Raw genomic sequence first — 17,999 nt, 5'->3', positions numbered from 1 at the left:
AATTGACCCCATCCGTTAGGTGAACCAGTACCCAACCTGGGGATTTAGGAAAAGACGGCGATGAGACAAAGGCTTCTGAATAGATACACCGTGCAATGGTTCTGCATTGTCATCCTGTGGTTTATGGTGGCCTTTATGTTTGTTATTCCCGATGGCTACTCTCACGGTCTATCCTGGCTACGAAGGATGTTAGGCTTAGGTCAGCCGGTCGCGCGTGGTCTGAACTTTGTTCCGTCGCATATCTCCATGGCGGTGCTTCCCGGGGTGATTCGTGGCAGGGTAACCCTTCGTAACTCCACCGAGAAGACGCTGTCTAATATCACTCTCACCACAAGCTGCTTCTGCACTAAAATCTTGGGCGCTACCTCCATTCCCATCCTGCCCCCGCATAAAGAGGTGACCATCGCCTACCAGATCACCTGTCCTGATTCTGGAGATCTCCTCGAAGGCCTTTTCGCTTCTGTGCAAGGAGCCGTCGCCAAAGTACCGATCGGGGTTCACGTCTATTCTCCCATCCTTGAGGCACAGCCTGTGTGGAGGTTGCCCACACTCGTTCGCTGCGCCCCTGGCTGCGCTACAGATCCCGTTCTCGTCCCTTTTCACCCCTATTCCAGCATCTACAGCATTCATATCTCCTCACAGATCCCTTGGCTTCATCTCTCCCAAAAGCTTTTGCCTGGCAGAGGCCATGTGCTTGTATGCAAAGCAGATGGGGAGGCACCGGAGGGACCGTTTTCAGGATTTGTGCACGTGCAGTTTGACGCACTACACCAAACCGGTTCGACGGACATCCCGATCACCGGTCAGATTCGCTCGAAGTGGCAAGTTCATCCGCCCCAATACACCTTTGGGCTGGTTGCGCAAAACAGCCCTTCTCCCCTGCAAACGTTTCAGATCGTCACCGACGAGCTGCTGCCAGCCGACCTCACGGTTCGTTGTACAACCCCAAGCCTTGAGGCGCATCTGCTGAAGCACTCCGCCCATCAAGCTTCTTTCTCGGTGCGGCTTCTAACAGACCGTCCAGGCGAGATAGATGCCTATGTCCAGCTGAAAGGAGGTGGTAAAACGCTTATTGCTATTCCTATCTCAGCCTTTGTTCAGAGATCTTCCACTCGAGTTGCTACTATCGCTAAAGAAGGAGATAATAAGAAATGAAGCTATCATTCAAACGGTTGATGACCGTGACGAAGCCCAAGGCGCTTCTACTTTCAGGCCTATGTATCTTGTTGAGCGTCTCTACGGGCTACGCCCAATCGCAACTGCCCTCGCCACAACTTCTCCTCAACGGCTGGCAACAGTATGTTCAAAACGTGAACAACGCTCTCTCGTCTTATCGAATGCGGGTCTTCGTGACCCCCAACATGCCCCTGAAAAATGCCACACCATCTCCGCTCTATCAGGAGCAGATAGAAACGGTGGTTAGTGGCAATAAGTTTCACGTGCTCTTCACGGACAACTCCCCCAATCACAAGGACGAACAAGAGTACGCCTACGATGGAAAGGGCTTCGATACGGCGGAGAATCAATTTTTCTCCCATCAATTTCATTGTGCGCATCATACAAGCGATGAGTCCGTAGAAAACTATCTAGCTCCTATACGCGCTGAGGGATTGCCGATTTTTCTGAACGACCTTCTTCTCTATCCAAACTTCGATGCCAAGATGATTCAGTCCGGCCCTTCTTTGATAGCCTACTATCTGACGCGTTCTACCTCTCTTTCGGTGGTGGGCACAGACAGAATCGGGGGTTGGAACTGTTTCCACGTCCGGTTTCTGGGGCAGCAACCACCGGCTCTTGATGTGCCGCAAGACCTGTGGTTTGCCCCGATCGGACACTACTTCTTTCCAGTGCGCATTCAAACTACGAACGGTGATTCCCAAGTCGTCGTGATTTTTACGCGGGGTCAGCAAATAGCTGGAATTTGGGTTCCTACTGAATATCGAGTGGAAACCCACTTAAAAACAACCCATCCTTCCGGAAAAGTGGACTTCGAGGCCTACATGGTTCCCTCTCCGGTTTTTCATCTGGATTTAAGCGATATAAACACACAATTCCCAGATAGTACGTTTCACCTCGCCTGTAAGCAATCCCATGTACCTGGAAAGCACATTACAAAACGGCAAGTACTTCTCGTCTCTATTTTCATCATTCTTCCGTTATTAATTGTGACACTTATTATAGCAACTCTTCTCTTACGTAATAGAGCCCACCAAGGGAAACCGAACAGCTGATGGATGCCTAACAACGCATTGTTAGAGCTGCAAATTTCAAGACGTCTCGTTTGAGATCTCAGCAAAAAATTTTTCTACGCTCGGTGACTTTTTGCCTTATTTGTGTGTTAATATAGATAGAACCTTTTTATACGCTTTCGATCGCTCTGCCGGGGCGGTGCCCCCATGAGTTGGACAGAAGCCCATGATGGCTTCTTTTATGCTATGGAAAGGAAGGAAGGATGAACTCAGATGCCACTGCATTATCAGTCTCCGATACGCTATGGTCTAAAGAAGAAAAGGACGAATTGGCGGCATTCGAGGAGTTGGTGAAAATCGGCTTCGTTCAAGCCTGCCGTGTCGGAATCCCTTGCCTCGAACGTGAAGACTGTGCCCATGACTTTGCCGTGCACCTCTTTCACAAAGCGCTCTCTGATGGCCTCATGAGCAATAAGCCGTACCTCCATCGCTCAGCCCACAACTTCGCCTGTAACTACCTCCGCGCTCTAAAGCCCTGTACTTGTCTTGATGAGATACCCGAACGCGATCTCCAGATGAACTTTAAGCCCGAATTCCTTCGCGCCGAGCTTCGCTGCCTCTTTCAGCAGATCCTCCCGCTGTTAACTCCCCTCCAACAGGACGTGTTGCAACGGTACTATTACGGAGAGGAGTCGCTGCTGCAGATAGCGTCATCTTTGCGCATCACTGTAAGCGGAGCGAAAATGCACCTGCATCGGGCAAGAGTAAAGCTGCGCCTTATCATCGAAGAAGATGTTGCAAAGCCAACACTATCCCATCAGAAACCGCGCAGGCTCCTTCGGAAACGGCAAGCAACAAAGGAACAAAGCGAATCGAGGGACGACTCGAATCCCTACCCCTCCAATCCGGAGGAGCTACCTTGATCGCCCATCAGCTTTAAACTTCGCAGAGAGCTCCGGCAAAGAGGTTCCTGATGCCCACCACGATCAACTTGGACATAACCACCCAATCGTCGAAAGAAACATCGGTAGGGCATACCGTGCTGCGCAGATTGGGTCTCATTCTTCTACCGTTTTGCTATCTGTTATGGACAGAAAGCATCGTGAAAGACTGGTTCCTCTCCACGGCCGATCTCTACCCGTATCGTCTTGCGGGGTATATCACGGCGGCCGCATTTGCTGGGCTTGCTCTGCTCCTCATCGCACGCGATCTCTACAAAGTTTGGCTCGGCCTGTTGGGATTCCTCGATCTGTTGATGGTCGTTGGGCTACTGCTTCATGGCGGGCCGAGCGTGGGACTTTGGGCTACCTTGCCCACCGCGCTTGCTGTCGCCGGCCTATGGCACGGCAAGGTGCGAAAGATAGCGTGGCCGCTTGTTGCTCTTGGGGTGTTCGCCATCCTCATCTGCGCGCTGCCCCTGTCCCTACGCCTCCTATTACTGCTTGCTCCCGCCCTCACCGCCCTATGTCTTCTAACCCAAAGAGCGCCATGCGAGCTCCGCTGGTCTCTGTTTTGTTGCCTCACTTTCGGTCTCATCGTTCTTGTAGCTCTCTCGGTGCTGCCGCATCCGCTCCACCTCCTTCAAACCGACCCCTTTGGCACTGGCCTCGGCACTTTTCAAACCTCTTCCTTCGCTAGAACCTATCTCATGGAGCAGGGGCCTATCGCTACCATCAGCCTTGCTCTTTTGCTGATCGTAGCTGGCCTCGTAGCATTTCAACGCGCTCTCTTATCTACATCACAGGCACACTCCTATGAAACGCTGCTCGCCGCAAGCGCCTCAGGCACGCTTTTAACGCTTCTGCTGTTTAATGCTATTCGCCCCGCTTTTCTCACCGACGCCTCAGCACTCGGCACATGGCCGCTCGCCCTCTCTCTCGCTCTGCCCGGGTTAACCCACTTCCCAAAGCCTGAACCCTCTGCAGAAACCTTGACAGGCCTTCGCGCCCGGCGACGGAGACTACTAGTGGCGGCTGCACTCCCCTGCGATCTTTGCCTAATGTGGCTTGCCGCGTTTCTGTATCATGCCTACCACCTGATCTTGCCCTACAGGGGTAACGGCAAGCCGGCGGGCTACAGCGTGTATGTGCCTCTTAACCATATCTCCCAGACCATGCAAGACGCCACGATCGCCACGGAGGACGGCTCTTTCTACGAGAACGCAGGGGTGGATTGGAACGCTACCGATCGCGCCATGCGGATAGATATTCGCGCCGGAGAGATCAAGCTTGGGGGCAGTACCATCACACAACAGCTAGCCCGCAACCTATTTCTCACGCCGCGTAAAACCCTATCCCGCAAGCTAGAGGAGATCCTTATTGCCCTGCTGATGAACCGCCTACTGCCCAAAAAGCGGATCCTTGAGCTCTATCTTAACACCATTGACTACGGCCTGGGGTATCACGGCATCGCACAAGCCGCATGGGGGTATTTCTATACCACCCCAGACAAACTCACCCTCGCCCAAAGCGCGCTGCTTGCAGGCCTTGTGTCGCATCCCCCAAAACCCGACCCTCAGCTTGCTGCTACCGGTGAAGCGCAGTATGTCCCCCTCGACAAAATGGCGCACTGGCAACAGACAGCTCTCGGTCGCCTTAGTGCCTTCTTTGGTGACCGATATACAACAGCTCAACTTCAACAGGCCGCCCGAATACCCATTGACCGCTTTGTGCGCCCCTACCGCGACGTATACGATAGAGGCGCCACCGACTTTATTCCAGCCCACTGGCTTGGAGTCTCCTTCTACAGCTTCGTGAACCCACAAATTCCTGCCTCTATCCCTAACGTGGCCCCATGCCTAAAACAACACCTTGCCGCTTTTCTACTCCTAGCCCATAAGACGCTGGGGCTCGTCGGTATTCATCATCTGGGAGTCTATAACGACCGGACGATCCGTAACGATCTCGCCCATCTCTCCGCGCATGCCTACGGTCAAGCGATAGACATAGCCGGCTTCGTTTTTTCAAACAGAACAACGATGTGGGTCAAAGATCATGACAATCCAAGTGTAACACCAAAACTCCTTAAAGTGGAAAAGCTCCTCAAACGCCACTTCGATCTTGTTTTAGACTGGCAAAATAACCCCTCAGAACACCAAACCCACTTTCACTGTGAGGTACGAGGACCGCGCCCCCCGGCGCCAACGCCCCCACCCTATATGTTTCACAACAGCATACCGAATAGCGCTGCAGGCTTCTGATAGCAAAGGAAGAACCCTCTATGAAACACCGTGCATTTACCCTCATTGAGCTGCTTGTGGTTATAGCGATCATCGCACTGCTGGCTGCATTGCTCTTTCCAGTGTTCGCTAGGGCACGCGAGGCCGCCAGAGCCGCCGCCTGTCTCTCGAATGTGCGCCAAGTGGGCCAAGCCGTGCTGATGTATGCACAAGACTATGACGAGGTCTTTTGCCCCTACTACAGCACGCTTATCTACATTAACAATCAGTCGGCCTTCGTGTCCCCAAACCAGTTCTGGCCGCAACTTGTATGTCCTTACGTTCAGGGCAACGTCATCGGCCACGGTCATTTGGGGCAGGCGCTGATCACCGACCTACCGGCCATCTTTACCTGCCCAGATACCACGCCAGATAAAAACTCTCAACTGGCCGACTGCGCCGGCAACGGCTATATCTCCTCCTATGGCATTAGCGACGACATCGTCAACTGGCGCGGCCCCGATTCCCACAGCGGCACCCATACTCCCGCCTCCATCGCCGCGGTTACCGCACCAGCCAACACCGTTCTCCTAGCCGAAACTTTCGATTGGCTCTGCAACGGCAAACAGCCCGGAGCCGCCCTGTTACTCAGCTACTTCGATGTCTCCGGCTCCAATATCCCTTCCGGCTCAAACGGCGCCTGGTGGACACTCGCAGGCCGCCATAGCGCCTCCTTCGTACGCAACAGCCTCAGCGGCGGCCCCACGCTCCCCGATCCCAAATCCACCAACAACACCTTTTTCTGCGACGGACATGTTAAGGCAATGCACACCTCTACCCTCGCCACCAACGGGAACTACTGGAGCCTAGGCCAAAACAACCAATGGCCCTAACCGATTATGAGGCCTATGAAGCAGCCCAGGCAATAGTCTACGAGCCCGCGGCCCCCTGTACCACCCACCGCACGACGGCTTCGAGGATGAGCGGACTATACCGATCGTCATGCAGCAGCACATCGGAGATATAGAGAATCCGCCCGCGTTTTCCATCCGGTCCTGGGGGCAACGTGACGAGAGCCGCCGCAACCCCATAGTCCTTACCGGAGGCACCCACCACCCGATAGATCGGCTCTAAGGTCGCTCCTGCTGGTAACGAGGTCAGGTCTACGCTTCGCAAGCGGGGGTCACCATCCGGATAGGCAAACCGCTGAGGTAGATCGGTCAACACATGTTGCCCTTCGATCTCCTGCACCTCTAGCCTATCTTGCGGCATCGTCTCAATGGCATTATAGAGCGGTAATCCGAGGCGCGGCAGTAAGGGATCGGCGTGAGAAAGCTGCCCAGAAGCCTGCGCATAGTAGAGTGGGTAGGGAAGGCCGGTTAGCAATACAAGGGTTCCACCTTGTTGAAGGTAGCTTTGCAGAGCCTCTGCCGCGTCATGAGGCTGGTGTACCGTATCGAGATAGTCCTCACCATCGAGGTCAAAAACCGCCTTGTACTTCTCCGCATTGAAGATCTGCGGGTTCACAAGCTGCTCCGGCGTTAGTTGGTCACATCGAGACCGAAAATCCCCAAAGTCTAGGAGATTTACCACGGAACTGCTGTTTTGCGTGTAAGGTAGAATAGCAAACGCCCCTTGTGGCACTTGGCTTGCAAGCGCTCGGATGGAATCGGCGATCCGCTCGAATCGCAGCATGGCCTCCCAACGCTGTACGTCTTGCTGCATGGCCTTAGCCACCTGATCAGCCACCGCCTGACTTGCCCCACTCGGCAAGCCCACAGCGGCGATAACCGTCCGCCCATTTGGATCGATACCCACGACACGCTGTCCCACAGGAACCTCATAACCCGCCAACAGTAGCCGAGCCGACATAACAGGTGGCCATGCTTCCCAGGCAAGCGCAGGGGTTGCATAGATCGGCTTTGCTTGTTGGCCGTTCTCCAAAAGCACTTGCGGCGCCACCGCTGTGTCTTGCCCCTGAGGTAGGGCTGTGTACAGCAAGTAGACGTCCTGCAGCCCCTCAAGTGGGCGCGCCCATCGAACAGGCTTCGACGCCCCTCTCAAAGGCCCCTCAGAACGCACAAACGGAACCCAGTCTATCCATTTTAACCCTACCCATAGGCCGGCAAACGCCTGTTTGTCGCTCCAACTCGTAGGGAGGGTGGTATCGGTGGACAGCGGTAATGAAACGAAAGGCGCATAAGCCTGCGCTGCTATGGGCGCTTCAGCCGCTGTTAGCGGCGGCTTCGTAGGCAGCGGCTTCGCGTGAGCAAGATCGGGATGCCCAACGATCACGGTGTCCCCAACATATACTCCACGCACCACCACCGTCCAAAGCGCTTTCGGATCGCGCTGAACCTCAATAGCACGCTCGTCCCCATTTGGCGAGCGAACGACAATCGGCTTGGCAGATAGATCCCCATAGGGAAAGGTGATGGTAACGCCAAACGGGCCTGACGGTTCCCCCACCAAACGAAACGCGAAATCACCATCTCCGGTGCAGACATAACGGGCAAGTCGCAACTGCGAGCCATCCCGATCAAAAGCCATAGCAGCCTTCTCGCCTGCGAGCACACGTACCACCGTGTCTCCAACCGGGTCCATCATGGCGAAATCAACTCCAAATCCGTAGTGGGCATGATGACCGGGATAGAAGGGACTGCCGGGTGCCAAGCCATACTCTTCGGCGAACTCAGATGGGAGATAGTCATTGAGCGATGAATGGTAGTTATCTTGATAAAGGCGATACCAACGTGAAAGAGAGCCTTGCAAAGCCCACATCAAAATGGGGTCGCCCGTATGCACAGCTACCTGCGCGAGGGTATCTAAGTCCCAGAAAACCTCATTAGCGCAGGCCGCTCCCGTCCAGTCTCTTCCCGAATTGGGCTCCCAAAGAAAGGCGCTAGAGACGCTATCATCCCTCCGGCTGTCGGCAGTCCACATGACCATGTACCGATAAACATAAGAGCGCGCTAGCTCCAAAGCTTGAACAGCCCGTGTGTGATGCGCTGGGTCGTTTTTGAAGGTGAAGTAGTAGTCCAACAGGAAAGCGATTGGAAGTGTAGCCCCGATAGCGAAGGGCGAGGAGGGTACATCGGCAAACTCACAGCGTGTCCACACCATCTGAGTTGCCCAGTTATAAGCCCCTTCGACGTAGGGCAAATACTCTTTCTTCCCCACGTAGTGGTACAGATCGAGCAGCAAGCGCGCGGCTGCGAAACCATTCGCGTTGTGCAAAGTGGTTACAGGCTGCCCACCCCATGGATCAGTCCAACGCCCCACAAGAGGCTTCTCCCAATAGGCACAGGGCTTTCCGTTCACGGAGAATCGCTTGGTGTACTTTAGAAAGATGGCCGCCTCTCGTTCAAGCGCCTCTATCCGCGTGCTATCCCCCTGTTTAACCGGCGCCGCCACAGCGCTCTCATTGTGCCAATACCATCCATCAATTAGTAGGCTTCCCGGAATCTGAAAGTTGCCCTCTGGCCCCGCCAAAAGACTGCCGCCTGGTGCTTCGGGCGGGTTGTTCATATGCCCTGCAGCTCCAATATAGGAAAGATCTACCGTCGTGGGAACCCGCGGCAGCCTTGCCCGTACAAAGGGATTCCGCCACCACCGTTGCCAATTAAAGGAGTTTGGGTCTGCAGTAGGGCCAAGGCTTCGGCTAAACACAAGGTCGGCGAAGGAAGCGATATGCGCCCCATCGGTAGGATAGACACACTGCTGGTACCCTAACCCTCCATAGGGATAGACTAGCGCTACAAACTTGCTTCTCCCCTCTCTATCGGCATTGCGCTCACGACGCTGTAAGGGAGTCAGTGCCGACTCGCCATCGTCGTTAACCCCCTCTTTGAGGGCATCGGTAGGTGGTACCTCACCATTGGTCGGCGTGATCAGGCGATTACAAAAACCCGATGCAATATCCCGTTCAGAGTTATCGGTGAGGCGTGCCTCTTGAAAATCCCAAGCAGCGTAGAGACCATGTTCCGGATCCCATAAACCGGTTAGCGGAAGGGGTTGGGCGGACACCGGAGGTGTCGTAGACCATTCGCGATTATAAGGATAGGCCGATAGTTCCGGCGTCCCACCATGCACATCTAAAAGTAGGGGGAACAGATCGGCACGAGGTGTGGCGTTAAGCCACCCGCCATGCTGCCATAAAAGCGCGCTCGGCATCAGGATTTTGAGAAAATGGAACGGCTGTTTACCTACCTTCTGCTGCCATTCGGTAGGAGAAAAATGCGCCACGGTAAGATCGAAAAACACTTTTGGAAAATGTCCCGCCCGCAATGTCACCTCAATACGACTATGAGAAAGTTGAAGCCCAGAGTTAGGGACCGTCTTTAATGAGGGAAAAACAAGTCGCGATAGGTCTCCATGCCGAATCACATCGGCATGTGGGGCAAAGATAACTCCTTCGGATGTGAAATGGACGGGCACAATGGGCTTTCCGTTCTCAAACACCTCAAACCCTATGTAGTGCCCTGTCTTGCCTAGGGCCTCAATTGAGATAACGTGTCCGTCTCGCGGCTGTTGAATCGCGGGATTGGCGCTTGCACGAACGCCCTGTAACACCGCAAGCACACCGATAAGCGACAGCGATAACCTACGCATAAGACCCATTTTGTTTCTGAACTCCCTTGCCCTTGTTATTTCAAGTAAAGTCTTCTTAGCTAAGCGCGTCCCGTTTTCCTGCATAAAGAGAGTTTTACATTTATTGCTATCTAATCAATGGATACAGAAAAGGCATACTATCCTCCTGCTACGCCCTACGTGAAGAGTGGGTAGAATGAAGGGGGAGATTTTTATGGGGCAATCATCAAGTTCGGCGCGAAACTTTGTCTTTCTGGCTGGTATTAGCGGCTTTCTTTCGGTAGCCTTAGGCGCTTTTGGCGCGCACGGTCTGCAGGCGCATTTGGCCGCCTTACAGATGACAGAAGTCTATCATACGGCGGTCCAATACCATATGGTGCACACGTTGGCGCTTCTTGGAGTGGCTCTTTTTATGGAACGCACACAGCCCAGCCTCCACCTCTCTCTGGTCGGTTGGCTCTTCATCGTAGGTATTATTCTCTTTTCTGGCAGCCTGTACGTTCTCGCCATCTCCGGCATCAGAGTTTTCGGGGCAATTACGCCTTTAGGAGGCCTCTGCTTTCTTGCTGGCTGGTTGCTTTTAGCGGCCGCTGCGCTTCGAAAAAGCTAAGCACAGCGGCCGTAACAGTCCCTATTTAGCGGGAGGCACCTCTTTCGTAGATGGAGCAGAAGCATATCCCGGTTCTTGTCCCACGAAGGCAGCGCGACCAAGTGCCGCATCTAGCTGGGCCCGCGCGATGTTGTAGGCGTAGAGCGCTGCTACCTGATCGCTCTCAGCCTGTGTCAACGAGGTTTGGGTGGTGCTTAGCTCCAAAATAGGCGAGACCCCCTGTTGCTGTGATACGCCCGCGTTATAGCGCACCTGCGCGAGACGATAGGCCTCTTGCGCCTGTGCAAGGGTCACATTAGCAACCGCCACACGCTCTTGAGCCTGGATAAGGTTAATATAGGCTTGTCGCACATCGGCGCTTACCAAGTCTACCGCATTGCGATAGGCTACCTGAGCCTGTGCTAACTGGCCATGGGCTGCCTCTCTGCGAGCGCGCGCTAAACCGCCATCCCAAATGGGAATATTCACATTGAGCGTGACCGCAGCCTGGTTAAACAAGGTAAAGCCAGCGGCGTTGGGATTGAGCGTATAGCTAAAACCTAGGCCAAAGGTAGGCAGTTCGCTGGCGTTCGCAAGGGTCAACCCGGCTTTTGCCGCATCAATCTGCGCCTCAGCCTCTAATATCTCCGGTCGTTGGTGCAGAGCTTCTTGAACGAGCTTTTGGTACTCCGGCCCGAGGTTGAGAGGGTCGGAAACAGTCAACGGCTTACCTCCGCCAATACCCTCTTCCGCCAAAGTTGCCGCCCCTGGCATAATTCTGCGCATCTGCTCATCAGGCGAAAGTGTCGTCTGCCCACCACCGGCATTTGTCTCACCTGATGGAGCTGTCGTAGGGGCGTTCTGAGGTGCTGCAGTATAGAGTGGCACCCCAGGAGGAGTGGTTACAGCTCCGGCATCGGTTATTTCTAGTGGGGCTGAAATGGAAAGTCCCATCACGTTTTTTAGATTGGTGAGGCTCAAGCTCAACTGCTGTTGGGCACGAAGATAGGCATCCTGCGCGGCGGCGACATCGGTTTGTGATTGAATCACATCGAAGCGCGGTGAGACGCCGGCAGCGTAGCTTTTTTGGGCTGTATCTAGCCGCAGGAGAGTTGTATGCAACGTATCGGCGGCAACGGCCAGCTGCGCCCTCGCCTGCAGCACCTGATAGAAGGCGTTCCTCACCTGAAACACGATCTGGTTGCGGATGCGATTCACCTCTAACCGAGCTGCCACCTCTTGAAACTGCGCCTGGGTTTTGGCCGCCTTCAGCGTGCCAAAAACGTCGAGCGGCAGCGTCGCCTGTGCAACCACAACTGGGTTGAAGGTGTAGAGCAGAGGCAGAGTCAATCCGCCGAAGCTCGCCTTATTGCCACGATTAAACTCTGTTATCTGTGCGCTTACTCCCACCGTTGGATTGAAGGCCGTGCGTGCCTCCTCCGTGCGTCCTTCAGCAGTCAGGAGTGCGGCCACTGCTTGAGCCAGCTCCCGATTCGTACCTAAAGCAATAGCCACCGCTTGGTCTATGGTGACTGGCTTTCCCTGCAGATAGCTCTGCAGAGCGTCAAGGCCAGGAGAGCTCATCAGCGGTTGGGAGGGCTTCGGCAGCGGCAGAGCCGGCTTCGGAACAGGACCAAGCGGCGTTGTTGGTGGCGCTTGTTGGGGTAAGGGCACCACACCGGTTGGCACCGGTAGCGGTTTCACCGGCGCTTGCCCTTGAGACGTTTGTGCATAGGCTGTTAGCGGCAAAGCCAACAGGCCGGTCACCACAGAAACGAGCAGACCTCTTCTTCGTCCACCTAGTTTTCCACCCCATTGTATGGCGTTCAAATTCTACATCCTCCTTCTTCATGCCAGCATCTGTCCTAACTGTCAAAACAGGAGAACGGATGCAAGCATTTTCAAATAGGTGAGTTTCTGCTCAATTTACGATTGAACAGGCAAGGTTACTCCTTTGCTGACCTAATATGTCCGGCAAGTATCTGTGGCAACTACTTTTGGCAACAACTTAGTCCGTTCAAAGCATCTATCTATTAACATTGCGGAAAGGAAACAATCCATATGTCTGTAAAGCGTGTATATCAAGCTGTGTTTTCCGTTTTCCTGGTCGGATTTTTCTTAACCACAAGACAAACGGCCTTTGCATTCGACGTAACGGCTACTCTGAACAATCAACAGGTCGTTATCGGAGACTTAAGCTACTCTGTCGGACTGTCTGGTGCAAATAGTGGGCAGGAAACCGGGACTTTCCTGCTAAAACAAAAGTACAACTATCTGATGGACGATAAAATGGGATGTCAGTTCCGATGGTTTCAGATCATCATTCAAGACGATTGTCCAGCCACCTACAAGGGTAACCCTCTTAGCGTCGCAGTGGATCCACCTTCGGGAGGATGGGACTACCAAAAACCCAACGGAGGAGCCGACACCTCGCCCTACTACGAAAACGATGACAACGGAAAGTATGCCTATCCCAACTATGCTCAAAGACATGATAAAAACTACAATGGTGGCCCAGGGTTCCTCGGAAAGAGCTGGACAGACGACTATCCTGGTATCTGTAATGGTAAGAACGTTAAAACCACTTGGCAAACCTATCTTGTATTTACTGGCCCCAAGATCAAAAATGAGTTTGACATCCTCTTCGGTTACCAGTGGACGGTCGGTAGAGACAATAACGGAAATCCGGTTTTCAATAGCTTCGATAACAACGGTCAAGGTATTGACCCTACAAAGCAGATAGATGTTACCCAGACTCCCCCTGTCAACTATCTTACGGAAGCGTTGAATAACTCCGGGTTTGCCGGCTGGAAATGGGCGTTTGGAAAAGATCTCGCCCTCTACTGTCCTGCAGCTTCAACACCAGAGCTCTCCACAAATCTTACCTTGGCACTCACCCTACTCGGTGTTGCCCTATGGCATAAACGGAACAAGCAATCCTCCGTAACGAAGAGTTAAATTGGAAATGCTTATGGAAACCGCCGCAAGGCTAAAACCAGTGGATTCCTGACACCTTCCCTGTAAATGGCTATCGCTGTCACAACATATCTCAAGGATCGTCCCTGAGTCCACCTCATCGAAGGAAAAAGAGACATGTCAACCTCTTCGCTCCGACTAGCTATTGCCGTGCCCCTATGGCGTGGCTCGAGAACGGTTTTTCTTACGAGCCACGCCTCACATTTTCATGTCGTCCTCGAAAATATCTCGCAAGATCCTATTCGTATTTGGAGCGAGGCCTGCTCCTGGGGCTATGAGGCCTTGTCGTTTGAAATGCAGACGCCGCACGGCATGGTTCCTATTAAGCGGAAATCCATCAATTGGAAACAAAATACCCCTGACTATATTCTCCTGAATCCCACCGAACTACAGATTTTTGACATCTACTTTGCCTCCGAAGAATGGCAACGCTTTCCCCTTCCTTCTGCTCAGCACTCTCTTACTCTTATGCTTAGAGCGGTTTATACGGTAAGCTCAGACCCCTTGTCAAAGCGATTTAACGTCTGGTCAGGCCGTCTTACATCGAATACTCTGCCGCTATTGTTCGTGAATCACCTTTCCTCTTAACAGCACATTGAACGAAGGGTTCCTTCCTTGAAACACCGCCTAGGGGTCCACTCTTTCCCCTATTTCCATATCATCACCTGATAATGAGTAAAAATACGGTATTGTGACGTATAATGTACACCAAACACCATTCACGGAGAGCTGCATGCACTTTGACAGATCGCTGCAACGAGCGGCCGCTATCTCTCTGCTTCTGTCGCTTCTGGTTTGGGCAGTTGGTTGTGGGCGTCAACAAAATGCCGCTTCCAGCCCGACAAACGCCCCCCCTGGAGCGCCTTCTGGACAACAGCCTTTTCGAGTCGCCCTCATTATGTCCGGTTCCACTACCGACCATGGCTGGAACCAAGGCGCCTACGAGGCCTTAAAAGCGGTAGCCAAAAAGTTGGGGCTAAGCGATAGCCAGATCGCCTTTAAAGAGCAGGCAACCTCCGCCGATAGCCAACTAGAAAGCCTTCGCGCTTTTGCCTCCCAAGGCTACAATGTGGTCATCGGTCATGGAGAGGAGTACGAACAGCCGGCGCTACGCATTGCTCCCGAATTTCCCAAAACGCTATTTGTCATCTCGTCGGGTAGTCAGGTCGCGACCAACGTGACTCCCATCGTCTTCAAGTTGGAGGATGGCGCCTATCTCGAGGGCATGTTAGCTGCCGGAATGAGCAGAAGCGGCATCATCGGCGCTGTTGGTGCCGACCCCATAGGTCCGGTCAAAAGCGTTTTCTCAGCCTATGCGCTCGGCGCCAAGGCCATCAACCCCAAAATCAACGTTTTACAACCTCTCTTCACCAACGACTGGGACGATGTTGGCAAGGCGAAACAGGCCACTCTCTCCCTCATCGGCCGTGGCGCGGATGTCATTATCCAAGACCTCGATAACGCCGCGCAGGGGGTCTTCAATGCCGTCGAACAGAGCAACCGACCTGGTCACCCTGTCTATGCGCTAGGAACGAATAGTGACCAAAATGGCAACGCTCCGGATGTGATTTTGGCAAGCGCGCCGATCAACCTTTACCCGGCTTTTCTTAACATTATACAGGCCGCAAAAGAGGGTACCTTTAAACCAAATGCAACGCCTTATGGCCTTAAGTCAGGCGTTATCGGTTTTGTCTACAATCCTAAACTAGAGCCTAAGATCCCCCCGGCGCTAAAACAAAAAATAGATGCGGCCAAACAAAAGATCATAGATGGAACCCTTGTTATACCGAAAGCAGGCTAGCAATGAACTTAGCGCGTGACACTGCGGGATCAAAAACTCCGCTCGTAGCGCCTTCACCTACAATCTCTTCGGTGCAGATGCAGCAGATCGCCAAGCGCTATGGCACCACGGTCGCCCTAGATGCTGTAGATTTCGAGCTGCAAGCCGGCGAAATTCACGCCCTGCTTGGCGAAAACGGCGCTGGAAAATCAACCCTTATGCATGTTCTATCGGGTATGACCCAGCCCGATGCAGGCACCGTTCGTATCAACAATGTCTCCGTTCATATCGGTTCCCCTAGAGAGGCTCGCCGGCTTGGCATCGCAATGGTGCACCAGCACTTTACCCTTGTACCGGCCTTTACGGTACAGGAAAACCTCGCTCTCGACGCCGACATCTCTTTACACACTCTGCGCTATCGCGCCGAAGAGGCTGCCAAGCCGGCCTTAAACCAGGCCGCTGCGCTCGGCTGGCAGCTCGATCCGCACGCACGTGTGGAGGATCTTCCCGTGGGTATTCAACAGCGTATCGAGATCGCGAAAGCCTTGGCGACCAACGCACAATGGCTTATCTTCGATGAGCCCACCGCTGTGCTCATTGGTGAAGAGATCGAGGAGCTGTTTCGCGTTCTGCGTGCGCTGCGCGATTCAGGGAAAGGGATTGTCTTCATCACGCACAAACTGCCCGAAGTCATGGCCATTGCCGACCGCGTGACCGTGCTGCGTAGAGGGCATAAGGTGGCTACAGCGCCCATTCATCAGGTTCATCCGGCCCTGCTTGCCCAATGGATGGTTGGCGAAGCACCTGCAACACAGCGTGCACCAGAAAGCCACTCGATCTCACGCCCCCTTCACACCAAGACGCCCGCCTTCCGAGCCGAAAATCTTACCGTACTCGGCGATAAGGGAGAGAAGGTACTGGAAAATATCTCCTTCGAGGTCTATCCAGGAGAAATATTCGGCGTTGGTGGCGTAGATGGTAACGGCCAAACAGAGCTTGCCGAAACGCTTGTGGGGTTACGATCTCCGCAATCCGGCCAGTTATTTTGGTACGAAGGAGCGTTTCAGCCAGGACACTCCCCTCGCATCGGCTATATCCCCCAAGATCGGCGACGTCATGGGCTAGCCCTCACTATGACGGTAGAAGAAAACCTTCTGTTTGAAGCGGTGAAGGAGGCCAAATATCGTATCGGCCCTTTCCTGCGTCGTGCAGCTCTGCACGATCTTGCCGAAACGCTGATTCGTGAGTTCGATATTCGAACCCCAAGTGCAAAGCTTCCCGCCTCGGCTCTGTCTGGTGGCAATCAGCAAAAGATCGTCGTCGCACGCGCTCTGCACCACCGTGCCGAGTGGATCGTAGCTGTTAACCCAGTGCGAGGTCTCGATATTAACGCCACCCAATTCGTGCATACCCAACTTCTGAACGCCAAACAACGCGGGGCCTCTATCGTACTCATCTCTACTGACCTCGACGAGTTGGCAGCTCTGGCAGACCGCACCGTCATCCTTTCCAATCGTCAAATGCACCCCATAGACCTTACCCAACGCGATGCCACTCAAATCGGTCTGCTGCTCGGTGGTGCCTTTACCAAGGAGGCGCCTTGATGTCCTTCTCCAAAAGCTTCCCCACAAAACCCAAGGCCATCTACCATCTCCTTCGTTTTCTGAGCATTGCTTTTCTTTACATCATCGGCTTTCTCATCCTTTTAGTCGCAACTTTCGCTATTTTTGGGGTCGCTCCGAGCAAGGCGCTCTTCGCATTACAACAGGGCGCGTTCGGCGGAGGTTCCATCTCACCTGCCTATGCCCTCTCCGAAACCCTTGTGCGGGCCACCCCTCTCCTGCTTACCGGGCTCAGCATTGTTGTGGCGTGGCAAGCCGGCATGTTTAGCATCGGCGGCGACGGTCAGCTCCTTATGGGGGCGCTGACCGCCACCGTTCTCGCCCAGCTTCAGCAGGTGGTTAACCCTAATCTGCTCATTCTGCTTATGCTTGTGTGCGGTACCCTCGTAGGCGGACTTTGGGGGGCCATTGCCGGTTGGCTTAGGGTAAAGCGCAATGTGCAGGAAGTCATCAGCACGATTATGCTCAACTACATCGCCCTCTATCTCGTCGGAGCTGCAGTAGTAGGGCCTCTTCAAGAATCTTCCCACAGCAATCCCGAATCCAACCTGTTGCCCGATAAGCTTCTCTTTGCCCACATCCTACCGCCCTCATGGTCTGGAGGCGTCACAACAAGACTCCATAGTGGCGTTTTTCTTGCCTTCCTGGCCGTGCCCATCGTCTGGCTCTACCTCTATCGAACACTTCCAGGCTTTCACCTACGCCTTGTTGGCCAAAACCCCGATGCCGCACGTGCCACAGGTGTGTTGGTAGACCGGATCCGTGTTCGAGCCATGGCGTTTTCCGGCGCCCTCTGCGGTCTGGCTGGCGTTGTTCAGCTGCTTGGCACAAGCGAGCGCCTAAGCGCCAATTTTTCGCCGGGTTGGGGCTATACCGCTATCCCGGTAGCTTTGGTTGGCGGTCTACATCCTATAGGCACGCTCCTGTCTGCCCTCTTCTTTGGCGCCCTTGAGGCCGGCTCTGTCAACGCAGAGCAGACGTTGCAGGTGCCCGCCAGCCTCATCGCCATCGTACAAGCAGCTGCTGTCTTGGCCATCATCGGTGTCAACGCCTGGCGTCAACACTACCCCACTGAACTGAAGGATTGAAGTAACAA

Annotated in this window: 13 protein-coding genes; 11 read left to right on the top strand and 2 right to left on the bottom strand. The window is 53.9% G+C overall.

The features are described 5' to 3' along the window. The first annotated feature begins 60 nt into the window (after window positions 1–60). The 5 genes from CCALI_RS00510 to CCALI_RS14555 all read left to right on the top strand — a co-directional run bounded on the left by CCALI_RS00510 (window position 61) and on the right by CCALI_RS14555 (window position 6,239). Entirely contained in the window at window positions 61–1,155 is a 1,095-nt protein-coding gene (locus tag CCALI_RS00510) for a hypothetical protein (protein WP_016481508.1), read from the top strand. Then, entirely contained in the window at window positions 1,152–2,231 is a 1,080-nt protein-coding gene (locus CCALI_RS00505) for a hypothetical protein (protein WP_016481507.1), read from the top strand. The genes CCALI_RS00510 and CCALI_RS00505 overlap by 4 nt, the downstream gene beginning before the upstream one ends. Before the next feature lie 221 nt (window positions 2,232–2,452). Beyond that, window positions 2,453–3,112, top strand: coding sequence for an RNA polymerase sigma factor (locus CCALI_RS00500; RefSeq protein WP_016481506.1), 660 nt, complete (start codon window positions 2,453–2,455; stop codon window positions 3,110–3,112). Between the two features lie 50 nt (window positions 3,113–3,162). Next, the gene (locus CCALI_RS14560; protein ID WP_016481505.1) at window positions 3,163–5,388 is read left to right on the top strand and encodes a transglycosylase; all 2,226 of its coding nucleotides are present in this window, start codon (window positions 3,163–3,165) and stop codon (window positions 5,386–5,388) included. A gap of 20 nt (window positions 5,389–5,408) precedes the next feature. After that, entirely contained in the window at window positions 5,409–6,239 is an 831-nt protein-coding gene (locus tag CCALI_RS14555; RefSeq protein WP_016481504.1) for a prepilin-type N-terminal cleavage/methylation domain-containing protein, read from the top strand. A 37-nt stretch (window positions 6,240–6,276) separates the two neighbouring features. On the opposite strand, the gene CCALI_RS00485 is transcribed toward CCALI_RS14555, so the two are convergent. Further along, window positions 6,277–9,966: a hypothetical protein gene (locus tag CCALI_RS00485; RefSeq protein ID WP_016481503.1), complete on the bottom strand. Its 3,690-nt coding sequence runs from the start codon at window positions 9,964–9,966 to the stop codon at window positions 6,277–6,279. A 184-nt stretch (window positions 9,967–10,150) separates the two neighbouring features. Here CCALI_RS00485 and CCALI_RS00480 point away from each other — a divergent pair, with 184 nt between their 5' ends. After that, window positions 10,151–10,546: a DUF423 domain-containing protein gene (locus CCALI_RS00480; RefSeq protein ID WP_016481502.1), complete on the top strand. Its 396-nt coding sequence runs from the start codon at window positions 10,151–10,153 to the stop codon at window positions 10,544–10,546. 21 nt (window positions 10,547–10,567) lie between these two features. Here the strand turns inward: CCALI_RS00480 and CCALI_RS00475 are convergent, their stop codons facing one another. Next, window positions 10,568–12,355, bottom strand: coding sequence for a TolC family protein (locus tag CCALI_RS00475; protein ID WP_016481501.1), 1,788 nt, complete (start codon window positions 12,353–12,355; stop codon window positions 10,568–10,570). A 231-nt stretch (window positions 12,356–12,586) separates the two neighbouring features. On the opposite strand from CCALI_RS00475, the gene CCALI_RS00470 reads away from it, so the two are divergent. The 5 genes from CCALI_RS00470 (at window position 12,587) to CCALI_RS00450 (ending at window position 17,991) form a co-directional block, all read left to right on the top strand. Further along, window positions 12,587–13,483 (top strand): hypothetical protein, encoded by an 897-nt coding sequence (locus CCALI_RS00470; protein ID WP_016481500.1) that lies wholly within the window; start codon window positions 12,587–12,589, stop codon window positions 13,481–13,483. Between the two features lie 135 nt (window positions 13,484–13,618). After that, a complete protein-coding gene (locus CCALI_RS00465; RefSeq protein WP_016481499.1) occupies window positions 13,619–14,089 on the top strand; it encodes a hypothetical protein in 471 nt (156 codons plus the stop codon). 145 nt (window positions 14,090–14,234) lie between these two features. Then, complete coding sequence (locus CCALI_RS00460) at window positions 14,235–15,302, top strand: BMP family lipoprotein (protein WP_016481498.1); 1,068 nt, start codon at window positions 14,235–14,237, stop codon at window positions 15,300–15,302. A gap of 2 nt (window positions 15,303–15,304) precedes the next feature. After that, the gene (locus CCALI_RS00455) at window positions 15,305–16,885 is read left to right on the top strand and encodes an ABC transporter ATP-binding protein (RefSeq protein ID WP_016481497.1); all 1,581 of its coding nucleotides are present in this window, start codon (window positions 15,305–15,307) and stop codon (window positions 16,883–16,885) included. Continuing rightward, a complete protein-coding gene (locus CCALI_RS00450; RefSeq protein WP_016481496.1) occupies window positions 16,885–17,991 on the top strand; it encodes an ABC transporter permease in 1,107 nt (368 codons plus the stop codon). The genes CCALI_RS00455 and CCALI_RS00450 overlap by 1 nt, the downstream gene beginning before the upstream one ends. Window positions 17,992–17,999 lie beyond the last annotated feature (8 nt).

The sequence above is a fragment of the Chthonomonas calidirosea T49 genome (genome assembly GCF_000427095.1).
Lineage (GTDB): Bacteria > Armatimonadota > Chthonomonadetes > Chthonomonadales > Chthonomonadaceae > Chthonomonas > Chthonomonas calidirosea.
Note: the sequence above shows the minus strand (reverse complement) of the source record. Positions and strands in the feature narration are given on the sequence as shown.